The sequence below is a fragment of the Halomonas pelophila genome, assembly GCF_040196315.1.
GTDB classification, from domain to species: domain Bacteria; phylum Pseudomonadota; class Gammaproteobacteria; order Pseudomonadales; family Halomonadaceae; genus Halomonas; species Halomonas pelophila.
This window is the reverse complement of the sequence record NZ_JBEGCI010000012.1, coordinates 55,910-75,509: the sequence shown is the minus strand read 5'-3', so window position 1 is coordinate 75,509 and position 19,600 is coordinate 55,910. Positions and strand designations below refer to the sequence as shown.

Below are 19,600 nucleotides of genomic sequence, written 5' to 3'. Positions count from 1 at the left end.
CGATGCGCTGGAAGGCTTTTCCCGATCCCGTCCACGACGGCCAACGCCAGTTCCGCCGGGTGCTCGCCGCCATGGCCGAGCCCGGCACCCTGCAGATCGCCGAGGCGCCGGCGGTGCCCGATGACGCCGCCATCGGCGCCGCCCTGTGGGGCACCCTGCTGGCGCTGTGCGACCTCGAGACCCGGCTGTGGATCGCCCCGGGCCTCGAGGCCGGCGGGCTCATCGAGGCGCTCGGCTTCCATACCGGCTGTCGGGTCACCGCGGCCCCCGAGGAGGCCGACTTCGCCCTGGTCACCCCGGCGACCCTGAGCGCAGCGGCCCCGGCCTTCGCTGAGGGCAGCGATGCATACCCCGATCGCAGCACCACCCTGCTGGTGGTGCTCGACGCCCTCGCCGAGGAGGGCCCCTGGCGGCTCGCCGGTCCCGGTATCCCCGGCACCCGCACCCTGGAGGTCGGCGCGGCGGCGCCGCTGATGCGGCGCCTGGCCGCCAACCGGGCCCGCTTCCCCCGCGGCCTGGACGCCATTCTCACCTGCGGCGAGCGCCTGGTGGCGATTCCCCGCAGCACCCGACTCGAGGCCCCGGCCCTCGGTCAGCCACAGGAGGACAGCGCATGTATGTCGCAGTGAAGGGCGGCGAGCAGGCCATCGCCAACGCCCACCGCTGGCTGGCGGATCGCCGCCGCGGCGAGCGCGCCCGGCCCGAGCTTTCGGTCGACCAGATCGCCGGCCAGCTCAACCTGGCCGTGGACCGGGTGATGGCAGAGGCCTCGCTCTTTGATCCCGAGCTCGCCGCCCTGGCCCTCAAGCAGGCCAGCGGCGACCTGGTGGAGGCGGTGTTCCTGCTGCGCGCCTACCGCACCACGCTTCCGCGCCTGGCCGAGACCGTGCCCGTCGACACCGACGCCATGCGCGTCGAGCGGCGCATCAGCGCCACCTACAAGGACATCCCTGGCGGCCAGGTGCTCGGCCCGACCTACGACTACACCCATCGGCTGCTGGATTTCATGCAGCTGGCCGAGGGCGAGACCCCCGAGCCCGCCCGAGCCGAGCAGGCCCTGGAGGCCTGCCCGCAGATCCTCGAGCTGCTCGACGACGAGGGGCTGGTCGAGCGCGAGGTGGACGACGGCGCCGCGCCATATGACATCACCCGCGACCCGCCCGACTTCCCGGTGGATCGCGCTACACGCCTGCAGATGCTGGCGCGGGGCGACGAGGGCTATCTCCTGGCGCTGGGCTACTCGACCCAGCGCGGCTATGGCCGCAACCACCCCTTCGCCGGGGAGATCCGCATCGGCGGCGTGGAGGTGGAGATCGTCGTTGAGGAGCGCGACGAGCCGGTCTGCCTGGGCGAGATCACCCTCAGCGAGTGCCAGATGATCAACCAGTTCGGCGGCTCCCGGGAGGCCGCCCCGCAGTTCACCCGCGGCTACGGCCTGGCCTTCGGGCGCAACGAGCGCAAGAGCATGGCCATGGCGCTGGTCGACCGGGCGCTGCGCGCCGAGGAGCTCGGCGAGCCGGTGGAAAGCCCCGCCCAGCAGGCCGAGTTCGTGCTGGCCCACGCCGACAGCGTCGAGGCCTCGGGCTTCGTCTCCCACCTCAAGCTGCCGCACTACGTCGACTTCCAGTCCGAGCTGGAGCTGCTGCGCCGGCTGCGCCGCGCCCACGCCGAGCGGACAGCGACCGACGACAGCGAAGCCCGCGCCGCGACGCCAGCAGAGGAGCAGCAGGCATGAACGGTTATAACTTCGCCTACCTGGACGAGCAGACCAAGCGCATGATCCGCCGCGGCCTGCTCAAGGCCGTGGCGATCCCCGGCTACCAGGTCCCCTTCGGCGGCCGCGAGATGCCGATGCCCTACGGCTGGGGCACCGGCGGCATGCAGCTCACCGCCAGCATCCTCGGCGAGGACGACACTCTCAAGGTGATCGACCAGGGCGCCGACGACACCACCAACGCGGTGAGCATCCGCGCCTTCTTCGAGCGGGTGGCCGGGGTCGAGACCACCACCGCCACCGCCGCGGCGGACGTCATCCAGACCCGCCACCGCATCCCCGAGACGCCGCTCGCCGCCGGGCAGATCCTGGTCTTCCAGGTGCCGATCCCCGAGCCGCTGCGCTTCATCGAGCCGAGCGAGGAGGAGACGCGGATGATGCACGCCCTGGAGGAGTATGGGGTCATGCACGTCAAGCTCTACGAGGACATCGCCCGCCACGGCCATATCGCCACCACCTACGCCTACCCGGTGAAGGTCGACGGCCGCTACGTGACCGATCCCTCGCCGATCCCCAAGTTCGACAACCCTAAGCTGCATATGAGCGAGGCGCTGATGCTGTTCGGCGCCGGGCGCGAGAAGCGCCTCTACGCCATCCCGCCGCACACCCGTGTGGAGAGCCTGGACTTCGAGGACCATCCCTTCGAGATCCAGGCGTGGGACGCCCCCTGCGCGCTGTGCGGCGCCCGGGACAGCTTTCTCGACGAGGTGATCACCGACGACCGCGGCGGGCGCATGTTCGTCTGCTCGGATACCGACTACTGCCAGAACCGTCAGGAGGAGGTGGCATGAAGTGCCCCCAGCTCGATCGTCCCACCCTGCTCGAGGCGCGCGACCTCACCCGCCTCTATGGCCCCGGCAAGGGCTGTGAGGGCATCGACTTCGCGCTGCGCAGCGGCGAGGTGCTGGGCATCGTCGGCGAGTCCGGCTCCGGCAAGTCGACCCTGCTGCGCACCCTGTGCGGCATGGAGGCCCCGGACGCCGGCCGAGTCGTCTACCACTCGCATGAGGGCGAGCTCGACCTCTACGCCATCGGCGAGGCGCGCCGCCGGGCGCTGCTGCGCATGGAGTGGGGCCTAGTCCACCAGAACCCCCGCGACGGCCTGCGCCTGGGCGTCTCCGCCGGCGCCAATATCGGCGAGCGGCTGATGGCCCTGGGCGAGCGCCACTATGGCCAGCTGCGCGCCGCCGGCCAGGACTGGATGGGCCGCGTCGAGCTCGACCCGGGCCGCATCGACGACGCCCCCCAGCACTTCTCCGGCGGTATGCAGCAGCGCCTGCAGATCGCCCGCACCCTGGTCACCCGGCCGCGGCTGGTGTTCATGGACGAGCCCACCGGCGGGCTGGACGTCTCGGTGCAGGCGCGGCTGCTCGACATGCTGCGCACCCTGGTGCGCGAGCTCGGCCTCTCGGTGGTGCTGGTCACCCACGACCTGGCCGTCGCCCGGCTGCTCGCCGACCGGCTGATGGTGATGCGCCGCGGCCGGGTGGTGGAAGCCGGCCTGACCGACCAGATCCTCGACGACCCGCAGCACGCCTACACGCAGCTGCTGGTGTCGTCGGTATTGACGCCCTGAGGAGCCCGAGATGACCGCGATGACCCAACCCTTCCTGAGCGTCGAATCCCTCGACAAGACCTTCGTGCTGCACGGCCAGGACGGCCTGCGCCTGGAGGTGATGCGCGACCTCTCGCTGACCCTGTCGCCGGGCGAGTGCCTGGTGCTGGCCGGGCGCAGCGGCATCGGCAAGAGCACCCTGCTGAAGATGCTGCACGGCAGCTACCGCGTCTCTGGAGGTCGCCTGCGCCTGCAGTTCGATGATGGAGAGCTTGCCCTCGAGGCGCTGCCGGCCCACGCCTGGCACCCGCTGCGTCGCGACGTGATCGGCTACGTCAGCCAGTTCCTGCGGGTGGTGCCCCGGGTGCCCGCCGTGGAGGTGGTGATGGAGCCGCTGCTGGCCCGCGGCGGCGATGCCACCGAGGCCCGCGCGAAGGCCGAGGCGCTGCTGGCGCGCCTCAACCTGCCCGAGCGGCTCTGGTCGCTGCCCCCCGGCACCTTCTCCGGTGGCGAACAGCAGCGCGTGAACATCGCCCGGGGCTTCATCGGCGAGCACCCGCTGCTGCTGCTCGACGAGCCCACCGCCTCGCTCGACGCCGCCAACCGCGACGTGGTGGTGGCGATGATCCAGGAGGCCAAGGCCCGCGGCACCGCCATGCTCGGCATCTTCCACGATGACGACGTGCGCGAGCGGGTCGCCGACCGCCTGCTGCCGCTGGACCGCCACATGTCGGCGCGCACCCGGGCCGCCGAGACCGATCCCCAGGAGACGCCGTGATGAGTGCCAACGAACAGATCCTGACCAACGCCCGCCTGGTGCTCGAAGACGAGGTGGTCACCGGCAGCCTGGTGATGCGCAACGACCTGATCGCCGGCCTCGACGCGGCGCCGAGCCGCGCGCCCGGGGCGATCGACTGCGACGGCGACTATCTACTGCCGGGGCTCGTCGAGCTGCACACCGACAACATGGAGAAGTACTTCCAGCCGCGCCCCAAGGTGGCCTGGCCGAGCCGCCAGGCGGCGCTCGCCCACGACGCCCAGATGGCCGCCAGCGGCATCACCACGGTGTTCGATGCGGTCTCGATCGGCGACGTCGACGAGCAGAGCATGCGCCACGGCGCCCTGCACGAGATGGTCGGGGCACTCTCCGGCATCGTCGATGACGGCCTGGCGCGGGTCGATCATCGCCTGCACCTGCGCTGCGAGGTCTGTCACCCCGAGACCCTGGCGCGCTTCGATGAGCTCGCCGACGCGCCGCTGCTGGGGCTGGTCTCGCTGATGGACCACGCGCCGGGCCAGCGCCAGTTCGTCAGCCTCGACGCCTATCGCACCTACTACCAGGGCAAGCACGGCCTCGATGATCGGGCGCTGGAGGCCTTTATCGCCAACCAGCTTTCCAACAGCGAAAGCTACAGCGCCGAGCACCGCCGCCTGATCGCCGAGCGCTGCCGCACCCGCGGCCTGGCGCTGGCGAGCCACGACGACGCCACCATCGCCCACGTGGCGGAGAGCCTCGAATACGGCACCCGGGTGGCCGAGTTCCCGACCACCCGCGAGGCCGCCGAGGCCTCCCACCGCCACGCCATGGCGGTGATGATGGGCGCGCCCAACGTGGTGCGCGGCGGCTCCCACTCCGGCAATATCGCCGCGGCCGAGCTGGTGCGCCTGGGCGTGCTCGACATCCTCTCCTCGGACTATTATCCGGCGGCGCTGCTCGACGCGGTGTTCCGGGTCGCCGAGATGGACGGCGGCTATTCACTGCCCCGCGCCGTGGCCACGGCCACCCGCAATCCCGCCGCCGCGGTGGGCCTGGAGGACCGCGGCCGGCTGGCCCAGGGGCTGCGCGCCGATCTTTTACGCACGCGGCTGGTGGATGGCCACCCCCTGGTGCAGCGGGTGTGGAGCGCTGGCAGGCAGGTGCACTGATGGGCCGCCTGGTCTACCTGATGGGGGCCAGCGGCGTCGGCAAGGACTCCCTGCTCGACGCCGCCCGGGCCCGCCATCCCGACTGGCTGGTGGCGCACCGCTACGTGACCCGCGACAGCGGCGGCAGCGAGAACGGCGTGGCGCTGACCCCCGACGAGTTCGCCTCGCGGCGGCGCCTGGGACTGTTCTGCCTGACCTGGCAGGCCCACGGGCTCGACTACGGCCTCGGCCTCGAGCTCGAGGCCTGGCTGGCCCGGGGCCAGACGGTGCTGGTCAACGGCAGCCGTCGGGCCCTGCCCTCCGCTCGGGCGCGCTTCGGCGCGGCGCTTTACCCGATGCTGGTTACCGCCCCCGAGGCGGTGATCGCCGAGCGGCTGCGCCGGCGTGGGCGCGAGGACGAGGCGCAGATCGAGGCTCGACTGGCGCGCCATCGCGAACTCGCCGCCGCACTGCCCGAGGTGGCCCGGGTCGACAACGGCGGCGCCCTGGCCGAGACCCTGGCGGCGCTGCGCACGCGGCTGAGCGAGGAGTGCCGGGCATGAAGTTCCGCTTCGTCGGCACCGGCGACAGCGCCCAGGTGCCGCGTTTCGGCTGCGACTGCCCGGCCTGCGCCCGGGCCCGGGTGCTGACCAGCCACCGGCGCGGCGCCTGCTGCGCCGAGGTGCGCCTCGACGGCCGGCGCATCCTGCTCGACGCCGGGCGCACCGACCTGGCCGACAGTTGCGAGGCCGAGCGGCCCGCGGCGATCCTGGTCACCCACTACCATGCCGACCACGTGCAGGGGCTCTTCCACCTGCGCTGGGGCACCGGCGAGCCGATCCCGGTCTACGGTCCCAAGGATGCCCACGGCTGCGCGGACCTCTACCGCAACCCCGGCGTGCTCGACTTCCGGCCCGGGCTCAAGCCGTTCCGGCCGCTCGCGCTCGAGGGCCTGACGGTCACGCCGGTGCCGCTCAACCACAGCAAGCCGACCCTGGGCTACTGCCTGGACGACGGCGACCGGCGGCTCGCCTACCTCACCGACACCCTGGGGCTGCCCGTCGAGACCGAGCGCTTCCTGCGCGACTGGCGGCCCGACGTGGTGATGCTCGACGCCACCCATCCCGCGTCCCACCAGGCGCCGCGCAACCACAATAACCTGCCCCTGGCGCTGCAGATCCTCGAGCGGCTCGCGGCGCCCTGCGCCTACCTGACCCATATCGGCCACGACCTGGATGCCGAACGGCTGGAGGCGACCACGCCGCTGCCCCCCGGCGTCCACTTCGCCCACGACGGCCTGGCGCTCTAGGTCGGGCGAGGGAGGCGAGATGCCGGTTCGTCCTCAACGCCAACTGCCGAACCGGGAGGCCCGGTTCGGCTGTGGAGAGGCGGGGGCGCCTGCTGCCGGTCAGGGCATCAGGAGGGGAAGGAGAACTGCGCCCCCTCGCGGATCCCGGCCGACGGCCAGCGCTGGGTGACGGTCTTGCGCTTGGTGTAGAAGCGCACGGCGTCCGGGCCGTAGGCGGCGAGGTCGCCGAACAGCGAGCGCTTCCAGCCGCCGAAGCTGTGGTAGGAGACCGGCACCGGCAGCGGCACGTTGATCCCCACCATGCCCACCTGGATGCGGTCGCTGAAGTAGCGGGCCGCCTCGCCGTCGCGGGTGTAGATGCAGGTGCCGTTGCCGTACTCGTGCTCGTCGATCAGCCGCATGGCCTCTTCCATGGTCTCGACCCGCACCACCAGCAGCACCGGGCCGAAGATCTCCTCGAGGTAGCAGGTCATGTCCGGAGTCACGCGGTCGATCAGGGTGCCGCCGACGTAGAAGCCCTGCTCGTGGCCCGGCACCTGCACGCCGCGACCGTCGACCACGATCTCGGCGCCCTGGGCCTCGGCGCTGTCGATGTAGCCGCACACCTTCTCCTGGTGGGCCTTGGTGATCACCGGGCCGAAGTCGTTCTCGACGTCATGGAAGGGGCCGACCTTCAGGGTCTTCATCTGTTCCTGCATCTTGGTGATCAGGGTGTCGGCGGCAGCGTCGCCCACCGCCACCGCCACGGAGAGTGCCATGCAGCGCTCGCCGGAGGAGCCGAAGGCCGCCCCGGTCAGCGAGCTGACCACGTTGTCCATGTCGGCATCGGGCATCACGATGGCGTGGTTCTTGGCGCCGCCCAGCGCCTGGCAGCGCTTGCCGTTGGCGCTGGCGCGGCTGTAGATGGTTTCGGCGATCGGCGTGGAGCCGACGAAGCTGACGGCCTTCACGCGCTCGTCGTCGAGCAGGGTATCGACGGCCTCCTTGTCGCCGTTGACCACGTTTAGCACCCCGGCGGGCAGGCCGGCCTCCAGCGCCAGCTCGGCGATGAAGAGCGAGGAGGTGGGGTCGCGCTCGGAGGGTTTCAGCACGAAGGTGTTGCCGCAGGCGATGGCCATGGGATACATCCACAGCGGCACCATGGCCGGGAAGTTGAACGGCGTGATGCCGGCGACCACGCCGAGCGGCTGGAACTCGCTCCAGGAGTCGATGCCGGGGCCGGTGTTCCGGCTGTGCTCGCCCTTGAGCAGCTCCGGGGCGCCACAGGCGTACTCGACGTTCTCGATGCCGCGCGCGAGTTCGCCCTGGGCGTCGTGGACGATCTTGCCGTGCTCCTGGCCGATCAGCCGGCAGATCTCATCGGCATGCTGCTCCAGCAGCGTCTTGAAGCGGTACATGACGCGAGCCCGCTTGGCGGGCGGCGTGTCACGCCAGGCCGGGAAGGCGGCCTGGGCGGCGGCGATCGCCGCCTCGACGGTGGCCTGGCTGGCCAGGCCGACCTGGCTTCCGACCTCGCCGGTGGAGGGGTTGAAGATGTCCTGGGTGCGCCCGTCGGCGTCGACGCGGGTACCGTTGATCAGGTGGCCAAGGGTGGTCATGTTGGTTCTCTCCAGAGATAGATATCGGGTGTTGATGCGGTGAGCCTGCGATAACGAGCATCGGGAACAAGACAGAGCGAGGGTCTTTTGCCAGGGATGGCAAAAGTAGCGCCCAGGGAAGGGTTCACAGCGCCCTCGCGGCGTCTTGTTGCCGAGTGCGCCCACTCCGCTTCGACGAGGGGCGCAGACAAGGCGTCAGTCCAGCTCGCCGAGGGCGTCGCCCAAAGCGTTGATCAGTCGGTCGATCTCCTCGTGCTCGACGATGAAGGGCAGGCCGAGCTGGATGGTGTCGCCGCCGTAGCGTACGTAGAAGCCCTTCTCCCAGCACTTCATGGCGATCTCGAAGGGGCGACGGGCCGGCTCGCCGGGGTAGGGCTCGATCTGCAGGGCGCCGGCCAGCCCGTAGTTGCGGATGTCGCTGACATAGCGGCTGCCCCTGAGAGAATGCAGGGCATCCTCGAAGATCGGCGCCATCTCCTGGACGCGCTCGATCAGGCGCTCATTCTCGAGCACGTCCAGGGCGGCCAGGGCCGCGGCACAGGCCACCGGGTGCCCCGAGTAGGTGTAGCCGTGGGGCAGCTCCATCATGTAGTCGGGGCCGCCCTGCTCCATGAAGGTGTGGTAGATCTCGCCCTGCACGATGACCCCGCCCATGGGTACCGCCCCGTTGGTCAGCTGCTTGGCGACGTTCATGATGTCCGGGACCACGCCGAACTCCTCGGCGCCGGTCATCGATCCCATGCGCCCGAAGCCGGTGATCACCTCGTCGAAGATCAGCAGGATGTCGTTGGCATCGCAGATCTCGCGCAGCCGCTTGAGATAGCCCACCGGCGGCGGAATCACCCCGGCGGAGCCGGCCATGGGCTCGACGATCACCGCGGCGATGTTGGAGGCGTCGTGCAGGGCGATCAGCTCGAGCAGCTCGTCGGCCCGCTCGGCGCCGCGCTCGGGCATGCCGCGGGTGAAGGCGTTCTCCTTGAGCAGGGTATGGGGCAGGTGGTCGGCATCGATGCCCTGGCCGAACATCATGCGGTTGGCGCCGATGCCGCCCAGGCTGATGCCGCCGAAGTTGACGCCGTGATAGCCCTTGGCGCGGCCGATCAGCTTGGTCTTGGTGGGCTTGCCCTTCTTGCGCCAGTAGGCACGGGCGATCTTAAGCGAGGTATCGGCGCTCTCGGAACCGGAGCCGGTGAAGAACACGTAGTCGAGGCCCTTTGGGGTCAGCTCGCGAATGCGGTGGGCCAGTTCGAAGGCCTTGGGGTGGCCGTACTGGAAGGCCGGGGCGTAGTCCAGCTGGCGCAGCTGTCGGGAGACCGCCTCGGCGATCTCCGGACGGCAGTGGCCGGCACCGCAGGTCCACAGGCCGGAGAGGCCGTCGTAGATCCGGCGACCGTCGGCGTCGGTGTAGTAGCTGCCCTCGGCGCCGACGATGATCCGCGGATCGCGCTTGAACTGGCGGTTGCCGGAGTAGGGCATCCAGTAGGCATCCAGCTGCGCATCGGTCAGGCCCGCGGTCTGCCGGGAAGAATGATCTGACATGGCACACCCCTTTGTGGTCGTTGTCTTTTTGGTGGCGGTATAGGGGCAGCTTGGGTCAGGATCGCGATCAGTTAAAGCCATACATGTTGAATTTCATGTAATCATTTCCTTAACTTTTCGGTTCGTCCGGCATAGCCTGTGAAAGGCATATCACCGCGAGGGGGAGAGGCAATGGCACGTCGCAAGGAGGCCCTGTCGGGACAGCTCAGCGATGCGGACCTGCGGCTGCTGCGCATCTATCGCAAGGTCGTGGAGTGCGGCGGCTTCTCCGCCGCCGAGGTGGAGCTCAACATCAGCCGCGCCGCCATCAGCATGGCGATGAACGACCTGGAGACGCGCCTGGCCTTGAGGCTCTGCCAGCGGGGGCGCAGCGGCTTCGCCCTGACCGACGAGGGCGCCGAGGTCTATGAGGCCGCACTGCAGCTGCAGGCGGCCACGGAGGGATTTCGCACCCGCGTCAACGGCCTCCACGCCTGGCTCAAGGGCGAGCTGAACATCGGCATCACCGACAACCTGGTGACCATGCCACAGATGCACATCACTGATGCCTTGAGCGCCCTGAAGGCGCGTGGTCCCGAAGTGCGCATCAATATCCGCATGATCCCGCCCCATGACATCGAGCTCGGCGTGCTGGACGGGCGCCTGCACACCGGCGTGGTGCCGGCGATCAAGACTCTGCCCGGGCTGCACTACCTCTCGCTCTACGAGGAGACGTCGCAGCTCTACTGCGCTCGCGGTCATCCACTGTTCGACGCCGAGACCGTGACGGAGGAGCAGCTGGCGAGCAGCGATGCGGTGACGCCGGCCTATGCCCAGAGTCCGGAGATCAAGGCCCAGCACGAATCGCTCACGGCCACCGCCTCGGCCACGGATCGGGAGGGCATCGCCTTCCTGATCCTCTCCGGCCGCTACATAGGCTACCTGCCGACGCACGTCGCCGAGCGCTGGGTGCGCGACGGCAGGATGCGTGCCCTGAGGCCGCACACCTGCCGCTACGTGACCCATTACAGCGCCATCACCCGCAAGGGCGCGCCGCCCAACCGGGTGCTGGAGGGCTATCTCGAGGAGTTGGGGAGGAGGGTGGAGGGCTGACGACGTGGCCGCCCTCCGTGGGGTGATGGGGTGCTGGTGGGGCTCAGGAAGCGTCGGCGTCCACGGCGGCGTAGGCCACCATCTCGACGAGCATCTCTTCCCGGGCGAAGCCGGAGACGATGATGGCGGCGCGGTTGGGGTAGGGCTCGCGCACGTATTCGGCGTAGACCTTGTTGACCGTGGCCAGGTCCTCGCGGGCGGTGACGTAGATCAGTACCTGGGTCAGCGCCTCCACGCCGGCGCCGGCCTTCTCCAGGGTGTGGGCGAGGTTGTCCAGGGTCTGGCGGGTCTGGGCCTCGATGCCGCCCTGGACCACCTGGCCGTCGGCGCCGATGGGGATCTGGGCGGTGAACAGGATGCCGTTACCGACGACGGCCCATTCCAGGGGCGCCTTGGAGGCGAAGAGGTCGGTGCGTACGGGGTGAATCATGTCGTTGGTCTCGTCTCTGTCTCAGGGTCAGTCGTTATCGTTGGTGCCAGCGCCGGCCCCTTCCCGGGAGGCCTCGGTGGCCTCCACCAGCATGCGGGTGGCGAGGTGCTTGAGTCGCTCCCAGACGGCCTCGTCGACCTCGATGCCCTCGGCCAGGGACTGGTTGCGGCAGGCCAGCAGGTCTGATTCGTTGTGGCGTGCCAAAACGTCGTAGCGATAGTCCGAGCGCATCGCCGGCAGCAGGTCGACGTGGTTGGCCATCACCAGGGTGATGCCGTCGTTGGGCTCGTGCTCCTCGGGGACTTCCTTGACCGCGTAGACGCGGATCTCGGGGACCGAGCTGTTGGCCTGGAAGCCGACGACCTGCTCGGTCGGCGGATGCTCGGCGTTACGCCAGAAGGCGGTGACGTTCATGCCGCGCCCGGCCAGTCGCGCCAGGTAGCCCATGATCAGCTGGCGATTGTGACAGTGGCGGATCTTGATCACCGAGAGGCCGCGCGCGCGGGCCTTGGCGAAGCCGAGCTCCAGCGCCAGGGTGGAGCTTCGCAGCACGCTCTGGCCATGGCCGTCGACCACCGCCAGGTCGCCGTCCTGGTAGAGCACGCTGGGCAGCTCGTCGGGGTCGTCCGTGAGCAGGAAGTCCAGGCCGCGGTTCAGGGCGGCCAGGCCGCCCAGTCCGAAGCACTGCATCCAGGCGACCATGTCGGCGGCGTCGGCCGCGTCGCCTTCCTCGAAGCCCATGCCGATGAACGCCTTGCGGCACAGGCCCTGCAGCTCGTTGTAGGACGCCTTCATGATGTTTCTCCTACCTCTTGTCGTTGTGCGTGCATGATCCCCTCAGGCTCCAGCGGGAAGCTCCAGTCATCGACCTCGGCCAGATCCCGGGGCTCGGCGTTGAGCTCCTCGACCAGCGGCGCGCCCTGGAAGAGGGTGATGCGCACCCAACGGTCGGACTTGGGGTCGAAGCGCCCGGCGCCGAAGAACGCCAGCTTGGTGCGCAGCAGGTGCATGGGTTTCATGTCGCGATGCCAGAGGTTGGCGCGGATCTCGCCGTAGGGCGTCTCGGCCATGGTCTGGATCCGCCGCACGATATCCTTGTGGCGCGGATGGGCGATCAGGAACTCCACCACCAGGGCGCGGGGGTTGGCCTCGAGGAACTCGGAGAGCACCCCGTGGGTGTGATGGACCCGCGGCGCGATGGCCAGCGACAGCTCCTTTTCGGCCCCCGGCTCCTGGCCGCGCACGCCGAGCCGCGGCTCCTCCTTCTCGGCGGAGCGGTACCAGAACCAGTAGCGCGCCTCGGGTTGCTCGAAGTCCTCGGCCAGGGCCCAGTCGTAGTGGGTCTCGATCAGCTGCTTGAGGCGCACCAGCGGCATGTCCGGCGTCATCTCGAGGCGCTCCTCGATGCCCATCTGGTCCTCCAGCGGATCGACCTGCTCGGGGTAGAGCTCGATCAGCAGGGTGTTGACCAGCTCCTGGGCCTCCAGCGGCAGAGTGCGCGCGCTCCAGGCCGCCAGCTGCGGCCAGAGGGTCTCCTCCAGCGGCACCTCCTCGAGCCAGGCGATCACCTCCGGCAGCGCCGCGACGACGGCGGCATTGCGCTCGCCCTGCTCGGCGTCCTCGGTGACCGTCTGGTCGAGGTGGCGCATGGCGCGGTGGGTCAGCGCGATCAGCCGCTGGCGACGCTCCTCGTCGGGCGTCTGGCCGAGCGCCAGGGCCAGCGCGGTCTCCCGGCAGGTCACCCACTGCTGGATCAGCTGGGGGTGGTTGATCAGGAAGGGCGCCATGCCGAGCCCGGTGGAGTTGCCGATGCCCAAGTAGCGGCGCAGCTCGGTGGCCATGGGCACCGCCTGCTCGGGCGCCTGGCAGCGGGCGATGTGCTCCACCTGTTCGATGGAGAAGTGGCGCAGCAGGTAGACCGCCAGCATCTGGGCCGAGAAGGGGCGGTGGAAGTCGGGGTTGTCCTGCAGGCGCACGAAGTCGGCGATGCCGAACTTGCCGTTGCCGTAGACCGCCGTGGTCCGGTAGAGGTAGCCGACCCGGGTCAGCCAGGCGGGATCGGGCTGCTGACCGGCGGACAGCGACTCCACGAAGTGGGCGAAATTGCGCAGGCTGCGATTGGCGCGAGAGAGCACCAGCAGCCGCGGGTGCTGGCGGCCGGCCTCCTGCAACGGCACGTTGGCGGCCATCTGCTCGAGCAGGGCGTCGTCGACGTCGCCCTCGACCACGCCGAAGGTCACGTCCCAGGCCTGGGCGATCACCCGGTCGGAGCGCTGATCGTCGGCCAGCTGCTGGGAGAAGATCACCCCGTGATAGCGGCCCTGGGGCGTCTGCAGGCGATAGATGGCGACGCCGTGCCCCCGCTCATCCAGGTCGAAGCGAGCGGTGCTGATCTGCCAGCGCTGGCGCGCCATCTGGCGGACCAGGCTGCGCACGAAGCTCAGGCGGCTGGCCGGCAGGCTGCCCAGCCGCTCGAGGTCCATGACTTCGCCGGCGTTGCGCAGCGGCACCGTGCCGGCGATCGGGTAGCGGTACTCAAGCATCGTGGGACTCCACTGGGCGGCGGGCGAGCAGGCCCTGCTCGCGGGCCATGGCATAGGCGGCCTGGGGGCCGGTCCACAGCGAGGGCAGCAGCACCAGCGAGACCGGAATGGCGGTGATCACGATGAACTGCTGCAGCACGCTGATCTGGCCGGCGCCCATGTAGAGCAGGATGCCCGCCATGATGGCCATGGCGATGCCCCAGAAGGCGCGAATCAGCGAGCTGGGGCGATCGTGGCCGGAGCCCACCACGGCGATGGCGTAGCTCATCGAGTCGCCGGTGGTGGCGACGAAGATGGTGGTCAGCATCAGGATGGCCACGGCCATCAGGGTGCCACCGGGCAGCGCCTGCGCCACGGTGAGGGTGGCCACGTCGAACTGGAAGTTGTTGAGCGCCTCGGTGAGGTCGATCACCCCGGTCAGCTGGTAGTGGATCCCCGAGCCGCCGAGCAGCGTGAACCAGATGGTGGTGGCGATCGGCGCCAGCACGGCCACGGCCAGGATCATCTGGCGGATGGAGCGCCCGCGCGATATGCGCGCCACGAAGATCGCCATCAGCGGCCCATAGCCGATGAACCAGGCGAAGAAGAACACCGTCCACCACTGCATCCACCAGTCTGGCGCCGTCTCGGCGGTCATGGTGGCCATCGAGAAGAACGAGGTCAGGTAGGTGCCGAAGCCCTGGGTGAAGGCGTTGGTCAAGAACAGCGTCGGACCGAAGACGAAGATCGCCGCGGCGATGACCAGCGCCAGAAAGACGTTGAACCGGCTGAGGATCTGGATGCCCTTGTGGATGCCGGTCACCGCCGAGGTGACGTAGACCACGGCCAGCGCCACCAGGATGGCGAGCTGGGTGCCGTAGCCCTCGGAGACCCCGAACAGCTCGTGCAGGCCGAAGCTGACCTGGGTGGCCAGAAAGCCGATGGGGCCGACGGTACCGGCGACCACGGCGATCACGCACAGGGCGTCGATCACGCCGCCGAACCAGCCTTGGATGATTCGCTCGCCGAGGATCGGAGTGAGCAGGGTGCGCGGCTGCAGCGGCTGGCCCTTGTCGTAGTGGGCATGCGCCAGCACCACCGCGGTCAGCGAGCCGAGCACCGCCCAGGCCAGAAAACCCCAGTGCATGAACGACTGCGCCAGGGCGCCGGCCACGGCGTCAACCGTGCCGGCTTCGGTGTCGAAGGCCGGCGGGGTGACCACGAAGTGATAGACCGGCTCGCCCGCGGCGAAGAAGACGCCGCCGCCGGCCAGCAGGGTGCACATGATGATCGACAGCCACTTGAAGGTGCTGATCTCCGGCGTGGCGAGGTTGCCGATCCGGGCGTTGGCGGCGGGGGTGAGGGCCACGCCGATGCCGATGAAGAAGGTCAGCAGCAGCAGCAGCTGGAAATAGGAGCCGAGGGTGGCGGCGGTCCAGGCGAAGCCGGCGCCGATCACCTCGGCCACCCCGTCGATGTCGTACAGCGACAGGGCGATGAACAGCAGGATGAAGCCGACGCTGAGCACCAGGACGACGGGGTCGCCCAGGCGGTGCTCGCGCCGCGTCGGCGCGGCGGACTGAGTGGCGTGATGTTGTGTCATGTCGTTGGCCTTTACATGGGGGCCCCTGAGGGGCCCTTATTATTGTCCCGAAGCGCGCGGCGATGTCAGGCGGCGGCCTCCTCGGCCTGGGCTGGCGTGGCAGCCCGCTCCAGCAGCTCGACCCAGTTCTGGCCCATGATGCGCGCGACCGAGGCCTCGTCGAAGCCGCGCTGGCGCAGCCCCGCGACCAGGTTGGGGAAGTCGCGGCTGTCGCGCAGCCAGGCGAGCGGCCGCGGCCAGCCGGCGTTGCCCTTGCTGCCCTCGCCGTAGTCCATCTCCTTCGACCAGCGACCGTTGCGCATCCACTCCAGCACCGAGGTCGGCTGTTCCTGGCACAGGTCGGTGCCGATGCCGATATGCTCGATGCCCATCAGGTCGGCGGTGCGGGCGATCATGTCGCAGTAGTCCTCGAGGCTGCAGTCCGGCCCGTTCTTCAGGTGGAAGGGGTAGGCGGAGAAGCCCAGCAGGCCGCCGGACTCGGCGATCGCCTCGAGCACCTTGTCCGACTTGTTGCGCTTGGCCGGATGGAAGGAGCTCGGGTTGGCATGCGAGATGATCACCGGCCGCTCGGAGAGCTCGATGGCCTCGAGTGTTGAGCGCTCGGCACTGTGCGACATGTCGATGACCATGCCCACCCGGTTCATCTCGCGGATCACCTGGCGACCGAAGCGGGTGATGCCGCTGTCCTCGGCTTCATAGCAGCCGCAGGCCAGCAGGCTCTGGTTATTGTAGGTCAGCTGCATGATCAGCAGCCCCAGGTCGCGCATCACCGCGACCATGTCGATGTCGTCCTCGATGGGCGAGCAGTTCTGGGCGCCCAGGAAGATCCCCACCTTGCCGGCCTGGCGGGCGCGCTCGATGTCGCCCGCGTGGCGTACCGGCATGATCAGGTCGCCATGGGCCTCGAAGCGGCGGTTCCACTCGCCCAGGCGAGTCAGGGTCTCGCGGATGTTCTCGTGATAGACGAGCGTGGCGTGGACGGCATCGACGCCGCCCTCGCGCATCTGCTCGAAGATCTCCCGCGACCAGTTGGAGTACTGCAGGCCGTCGACGATCAGCATCTCTTTTGACATGACGCTCTCCTCAGGCTTCGGCTCAGCCGGCCTTCACATAGCAGGTCTTGACCACGGTGTAGAACTCGCGGGCGTAGCGGCCCTGCTCGCGGGGACCGAAGCTGGAGTTCTTGCGACCGCCGAAGGGCACGTGATAATCGGTGCCGGCGGTGGCCAGGTTGACCATCACGCAGCCGGTCTCGGCGCGGGCCTTGAAGTCGCTGGCGAGCTTCAGGGAGTCGGTGATGATGCCGGCGGTGAGGCCGAAGTGGGTGTCGTTGAGGGTGGCGATGGCCTCCTCGGCGTCACGCACCTTGATCACGCAGGCGATCGGCCCGAAGACCTCCTCGCGGTTGATGGCCATGTCGTTGGTGGTGTCGACGAACAGCGCCGGGGCCATGTAGAAGCCGTCGGTGGCGCGCTCGAGGCGCTCGCCGCCGAAGGCCAGGGTCGCGCCGTCGGCCTTGCCACGCTCGATCCAGGCCAGGTTGGACTCCAGCTGGCGGGCGTCCACGGCCGGGCCGATGTGCACGCCGTCTTCCAGGGCGTGGCCGACGCGGATGGTCTCGAGCTTGGCGATGAGCTTCTCGACGAAGGCGTCGTGCACGGCCTCGGTGACGATCAGGCGCGAGGAGGCGGTGCACTTCTGGCCGGTGCCGGAGTAGGCGCCGGCGAAGGCGGCCTCCACGGCCAGGTCCAGGTTGGCGTCATCGGCGACGATCAGGGCGTTCTTGGAGCCCATCTCCAGCTGGCACTTGACCAGGTTGCCGGCGGTGGCGGCGGCCACGCGGCGGCCCACGTCCAGCGAGCCGGTGAAGCTCAGGGCGTGGATGTCAGGGCTGGAGATCAGCGCATCGCCGACGCTGGAACCCGGGCCCATCAGCAGGTTGAAGGTGCCGGCGGGCAGCGCCTGGCGGCTGATGATCTCGGTCAGCGCCCAGGCGCTGGCCGGCACCAGGTTGGCCGGCTTGAAGATCACGGCATTGCCGAAGGCCAGCGCCGGGGCGATCTTCCACACCGCGGTGGCCATGGGGAAGTTCCAGGGGCTGATGATGCCCACCACGCCGACCGGCTCGCGGCGCGTGTCGACCTCGACGCCCGGGCGCACGGAATCGACCCGCTCGTCGATCTGGCGCAGCACCTCGGCGGCGTAGTAGTGGAAGAACTGCCCGGAGCGGTAGACTTCGCCCACGCCCTCGGCCAGGGCCTTGCCTTCCTCGCGGGCCAGCAGGCGGCCGAGCTCGTCCTTGCGGGCGATCAACTCGTCGCCGATGGCCATCAGCACGCCGTAACGCTGCTCCAGGCCGCTATGGCGCCACTCGTTCACGCCGCGCTGCGCCGCGGCGATGGCCACGCCGACCTGGTCGACGCCGGCCTGGGCGTAGTGGCCGATCACGTCGCTGGTGTCGGACGGATTGAGGTTGGCGATGCTGTCCTGGCCGTCGACCCAGCTGCCATCGATGTAGAGGGAATGAACGTGTGACATGGAGACCTCCTTAGTGACGTTGCCGTCATCCTAGGCGAGGGCCCAAGATAAGCATAATCAATAAAAAAGATCCGATGATCAGTCTTTCTTACCACAAGGCCGGGAGGTGGCCATGCTGCCGGAGCTCAAGATTCAACCGCTGCGCTATGTGCTGGCCATCGTCGATGAGGGCGGCTTCCACGCCGCGGCGCGCCAGCTGCACCGCACCCAGCCGGCCGTGTCCATGGCGGTGCGCGAGCTGGAGCAGCGGCTGGGCGAGCCGCTGTTCGAGAAGGGCGGCAAGGCGGCCCTCACGCCCTTCGGTCGCTACTGCCTGCCGCGCTTCCGCGAGCTGATCACCCAGCACGACCGCCTGAGCCGCGAGCTCTGGGCGCAGGTGCAGAAACAGGCGGGGCACGTAGACATGGCCGCGGTGCCCTCGGTGGCCAGCCGGCTGATGCCGCGGCTGCTCAGCGACTTCATCCTGCGCTATCCCGACCTGCGGGTGAGCCTGCAGGACGGCAGCGCGGACTTCGTCAGGCGCCTGGTGGCCGGCGGCGAGGTCGAGCTGGGCTTCACCAGCCTGTGGCGGGAGGATGACGAGCTCTCCTTCACGCCGCTGATGCATGATGACGTCGGCGTGGTGTGCCGGGATGATCATCCCCTGGCCGAGCGGGCCGAGCTCGGCTGGGAGGCGCTGCAGGGCCAGGTGCTGATCCGTAACGGCACCTCGCGGCTGCTGGAGGGCACCGAGGCCGAGCCGCTGCTGGCCGAGAGCGCCTTCGACATCTCCAACATGATCTCGCTGACCGCCATGCTGGTGGCGGGGATCGGCATCACCACCCTGCCGCGGCTGGCCTTCCCCCAGGAGTACGCTCGGCTGCGCTTCATCCCGCTGGTGGACCCGCTGGTGGAGCGCGAGCTGGGCCTGTTGCGCCCCGGACAGCGCAGCCTCTCCCCGGCGGCCCAGGCCATGGAGGCCTTCGTCATCGAGTCGCTTCGCTCGGAGGCCTTCGTCACCCCCTGAGGCCCGGGTCGCCCCGTGAGGCGACGAGCGCGCGCGAGGCAGCGGCTGACGAGTACACCGCGCTCGCTCCACGCGACCCGGCGCCCTCGCCTCGCTTCCGGCCGGCCACCCGGGCGCTTTATATATCGGTATTTGCCGAAATGTGGGTAGCGTCTAGTCTTGAGGGTAAAGGGCCGCCCGCGGCCCGCTTCCCACCCGTACAGGACCGAGACCCGCCATGTATTCGTCAATCCTTGTCCCGCTCGATGGATCCACCCATGCCGAGAAGGCGCTCACCGTGGCGGCCCAGCTGGCCCGCGGCGCGGGGGCGACCCTGCACCTGATGACCGTGGCCGAGTTTCCGCCCGACAACATTGGCCTGTTCACCGGCGGCACCGCCGAGCCGTTCTCCGAGGAGGATCGCGAGAAGCTGGCCGCCGGCATGAAGGACGAGGCGCAAAAGATCATCGAACAGGCCCGCAGTGCGGTCGACCTCGAGGGCATCGAGGTCGAGGAGGTGGTGCACCAGGGCCGTCCGGCCCAGCTCATCAACGAGGCGGCCGAGACCCTCGGCGTCGATGCCATCATCATGGGCAGCCGCGGGGTCAGCGACATGCGCGGCTTGGTCTTCGGCAGCGTCTCCCACAAGGTCAGCCATACTGCCGGCTGCACCGTGGTCACCGTGACCTGACGGGGCCGGCCGATCAGGGGGTGTTGATAACGGCCTGTTGATAAGAGCCCTCTTCCAGC

Annotated in this window: 19 protein-coding genes; 11 read left to right on the top strand and 8 right to left on the bottom strand. The window is 69.3% G+C overall.

The window, feature by feature from the left end; all coding sequences use genetic code 11:
• The first annotated feature begins 2 nt into the window (after positions 1–2).
• Genes phnH through phnP form a run of 8 tightly spaced genes read left to right on the top strand, consistent with a single transcriptional unit; the run spans position 3 to position 6,543 of the window.
• Positions 3–629 carry a phosphonate C-P lyase system protein PhnH gene (gene phnH, locus ABE957_RS13770; RefSeq protein WP_349759254.1) on the top strand — a complete coding sequence of 209 codons (627 nt, stop codon included), beginning with the start codon at positions 3–5 and terminating at the stop codon, positions 627–629.
• Complete coding sequence (locus ABE957_RS13765; protein WP_349759253.1) at positions 614–1,735, top strand: carbon-phosphorus lyase complex subunit; 1,122 nt, start codon at positions 614–616, stop codon at positions 1,733–1,735. Before phnH ends, ABE957_RS13765 begins: the two co-directional genes overlap by 16 nt.
• Complete coding sequence (locus ABE957_RS13760; RefSeq protein WP_349759252.1) at positions 1,732–2,565, top strand: alpha-D-ribose 1-methylphosphonate 5-phosphate C-P-lyase PhnJ; 834 nt, start codon at positions 1,732–1,734, stop codon at positions 2,563–2,565. Before ABE957_RS13765 ends, ABE957_RS13760 begins: the two co-directional genes overlap by 4 nt.
• Positions 2,562–3,350, top strand: a complete 789-nt coding sequence (gene phnK / locus ABE957_RS13755) for a phosphonate C-P lyase system protein PhnK (protein ID WP_349759251.1) — start codon at positions 2,562–2,564, stop codon at positions 3,348–3,350. Before ABE957_RS13760 ends, phnK begins: the two co-directional genes overlap by 4 nt.
• 10 nt (positions 3,351–3,360) lie before the next feature.
• The gene (gene phnL / locus ABE957_RS13750) at positions 3,361–4,107 is read left to right on the top strand and encodes a phosphonate C-P lyase system protein PhnL (protein WP_349759250.1); all 747 of its coding nucleotides are present in this window, start codon (positions 3,361–3,363) and stop codon (positions 4,105–4,107) included.
• On the top strand, positions 4,107–5,255 hold the full coding sequence (locus ABE957_RS13745) for an alpha-D-ribose 1-methylphosphonate 5-triphosphate diphosphatase (RefSeq protein WP_349759249.1): 1,149 nt from the start codon (positions 4,107–4,109) through the stop codon (positions 5,253–5,255). The genes phnL and ABE957_RS13745 overlap by 1 nt, the downstream gene beginning before the upstream one ends.
• Positions 5,255–5,797, top strand: a complete 543-nt coding sequence (phnN, locus tag ABE957_RS13740) for a ribose 1,5-bisphosphokinase (protein ID WP_349759248.1) — start codon at positions 5,255–5,257, stop codon at positions 5,795–5,797. The genes ABE957_RS13745 and phnN overlap by 1 nt, the downstream gene beginning before the upstream one ends.
• Positions 5,794–6,543 carry a phosphonate metabolism protein PhnP gene (gene phnP, locus ABE957_RS13735; protein ID WP_349759247.1) on the top strand — a complete coding sequence of 250 codons (750 nt, stop codon included), beginning with the start codon at positions 5,794–5,796 and terminating at the stop codon, positions 6,541–6,543. The genes phnN and phnP overlap by 4 nt, the downstream gene beginning before the upstream one ends.
• 107 nt (positions 6,544–6,650) lie before the next feature.
• Here the strand turns inward: phnP and ABE957_RS13730 are convergent, their stop codons facing one another.
• Both ABE957_RS13730 and aptA read right to left on the bottom strand, forming a co-directional pair.
• Positions 6,651–8,141, bottom strand: coding sequence for a CoA-acylating methylmalonate-semialdehyde dehydrogenase (locus tag ABE957_RS13730; RefSeq protein ID WP_349759246.1), 1,491 nt, complete (start codon positions 8,139–8,141; stop codon positions 6,651–6,653).
• Positions 8,142–8,336: 195 nt separating this feature from the next.
• Positions 8,337–9,680 (bottom strand): omega-aminotransferase AptA, encoded by a 1,344-nt coding sequence (gene aptA / locus ABE957_RS13725; RefSeq protein ID WP_349759245.1) that lies wholly within the window; start codon positions 9,678–9,680, stop codon positions 8,337–8,339.
• A gap of 171 nt (positions 9,681–9,851) precedes the next feature.
• On the opposite strand from aptA, the gene ABE957_RS13720 reads away from it, so the two are divergent.
• Positions 9,852–10,772, top strand: coding sequence for a LysR family transcriptional regulator (locus ABE957_RS13720; protein ID WP_349759244.1), 921 nt, complete (start codon positions 9,852–9,854; stop codon positions 10,770–10,772).
• Between the two features lie 43 nt (positions 10,773–10,815).
• Here the strand turns inward: ABE957_RS13720 and ABE957_RS13715 are convergent, their stop codons facing one another.
• From ABE957_RS13715 to ABE957_RS13690, 6 genes are all read right to left on the bottom strand, one after another.
• Positions 10,816–11,202, bottom strand: coding sequence for a RidA family protein (locus ABE957_RS13715; RefSeq protein ID WP_349759243.1), 387 nt, complete (start codon positions 11,200–11,202; stop codon positions 10,816–10,818).
• A gap of 27 nt (positions 11,203–11,229) precedes the next feature.
• Positions 11,230–11,997 carry a DUF3726 domain-containing protein gene (locus ABE957_RS13710; RefSeq protein ID WP_349759242.1) on the bottom strand — a complete coding sequence of 256 codons (768 nt, stop codon included), beginning with the start codon at positions 11,995–11,997 and terminating at the stop codon, positions 11,230–11,232.
• Positions 11,994–13,745, bottom strand: coding sequence for a hypothetical protein (locus ABE957_RS13705; RefSeq protein ID WP_349759241.1), 1,752 nt, complete (start codon positions 13,743–13,745; stop codon positions 11,994–11,996). The genes ABE957_RS13710 and ABE957_RS13705 overlap by 4 nt, the downstream gene beginning before the upstream one ends.
• Positions 13,738–15,327, bottom strand: a complete 1,590-nt coding sequence (locus ABE957_RS13700; protein WP_349759240.1) for a BCCT family transporter — start codon at positions 15,325–15,327, stop codon at positions 13,738–13,740. The genes ABE957_RS13705 and ABE957_RS13700 overlap by 8 nt, the downstream gene beginning before the upstream one ends.
• 65 nt (positions 15,328–15,392) lie before the next feature.
• The gene (locus tag ABE957_RS13695; RefSeq protein ID WP_349759239.1) at positions 15,393–16,400 is read right to left on the bottom strand and encodes a dipeptidase; all 1,008 of its coding nucleotides are present in this window, start codon (positions 16,398–16,400) and stop codon (positions 15,393–15,395) included.
• A 22-nt stretch (positions 16,401–16,422) separates the two neighbouring features.
• A complete protein-coding gene (locus ABE957_RS13690) occupies positions 16,423–17,865 on the bottom strand; it encodes an aldehyde dehydrogenase family protein (RefSeq protein ID WP_349759238.1) in 1,443 nt (480 codons plus the stop codon).
• A gap of 112 nt (positions 17,866–17,977) precedes the next feature.
• On the opposite strand from ABE957_RS13690, the gene ABE957_RS13685 reads away from it, so the two are divergent.
• Together ABE957_RS13685 and ABE957_RS13680 are read left to right on the top strand one after the other, a co-directional pair.
• Positions 17,978–18,871: a LysR family transcriptional regulator gene (locus tag ABE957_RS13685; RefSeq protein ID WP_349759237.1), complete on the top strand. Its 894-nt coding sequence runs from the start codon at positions 17,978–17,980 to the stop codon at positions 18,869–18,871.
• Positions 18,872–19,088: 217 nt separating this feature from the next.
• Entirely contained in the window at positions 19,089–19,541 is a 453-nt protein-coding gene (locus tag ABE957_RS13680) for a universal stress protein (protein ID WP_349759236.1), read from the top strand.
• Positions 19,542–19,600: the final 59 nt, after the last annotated feature.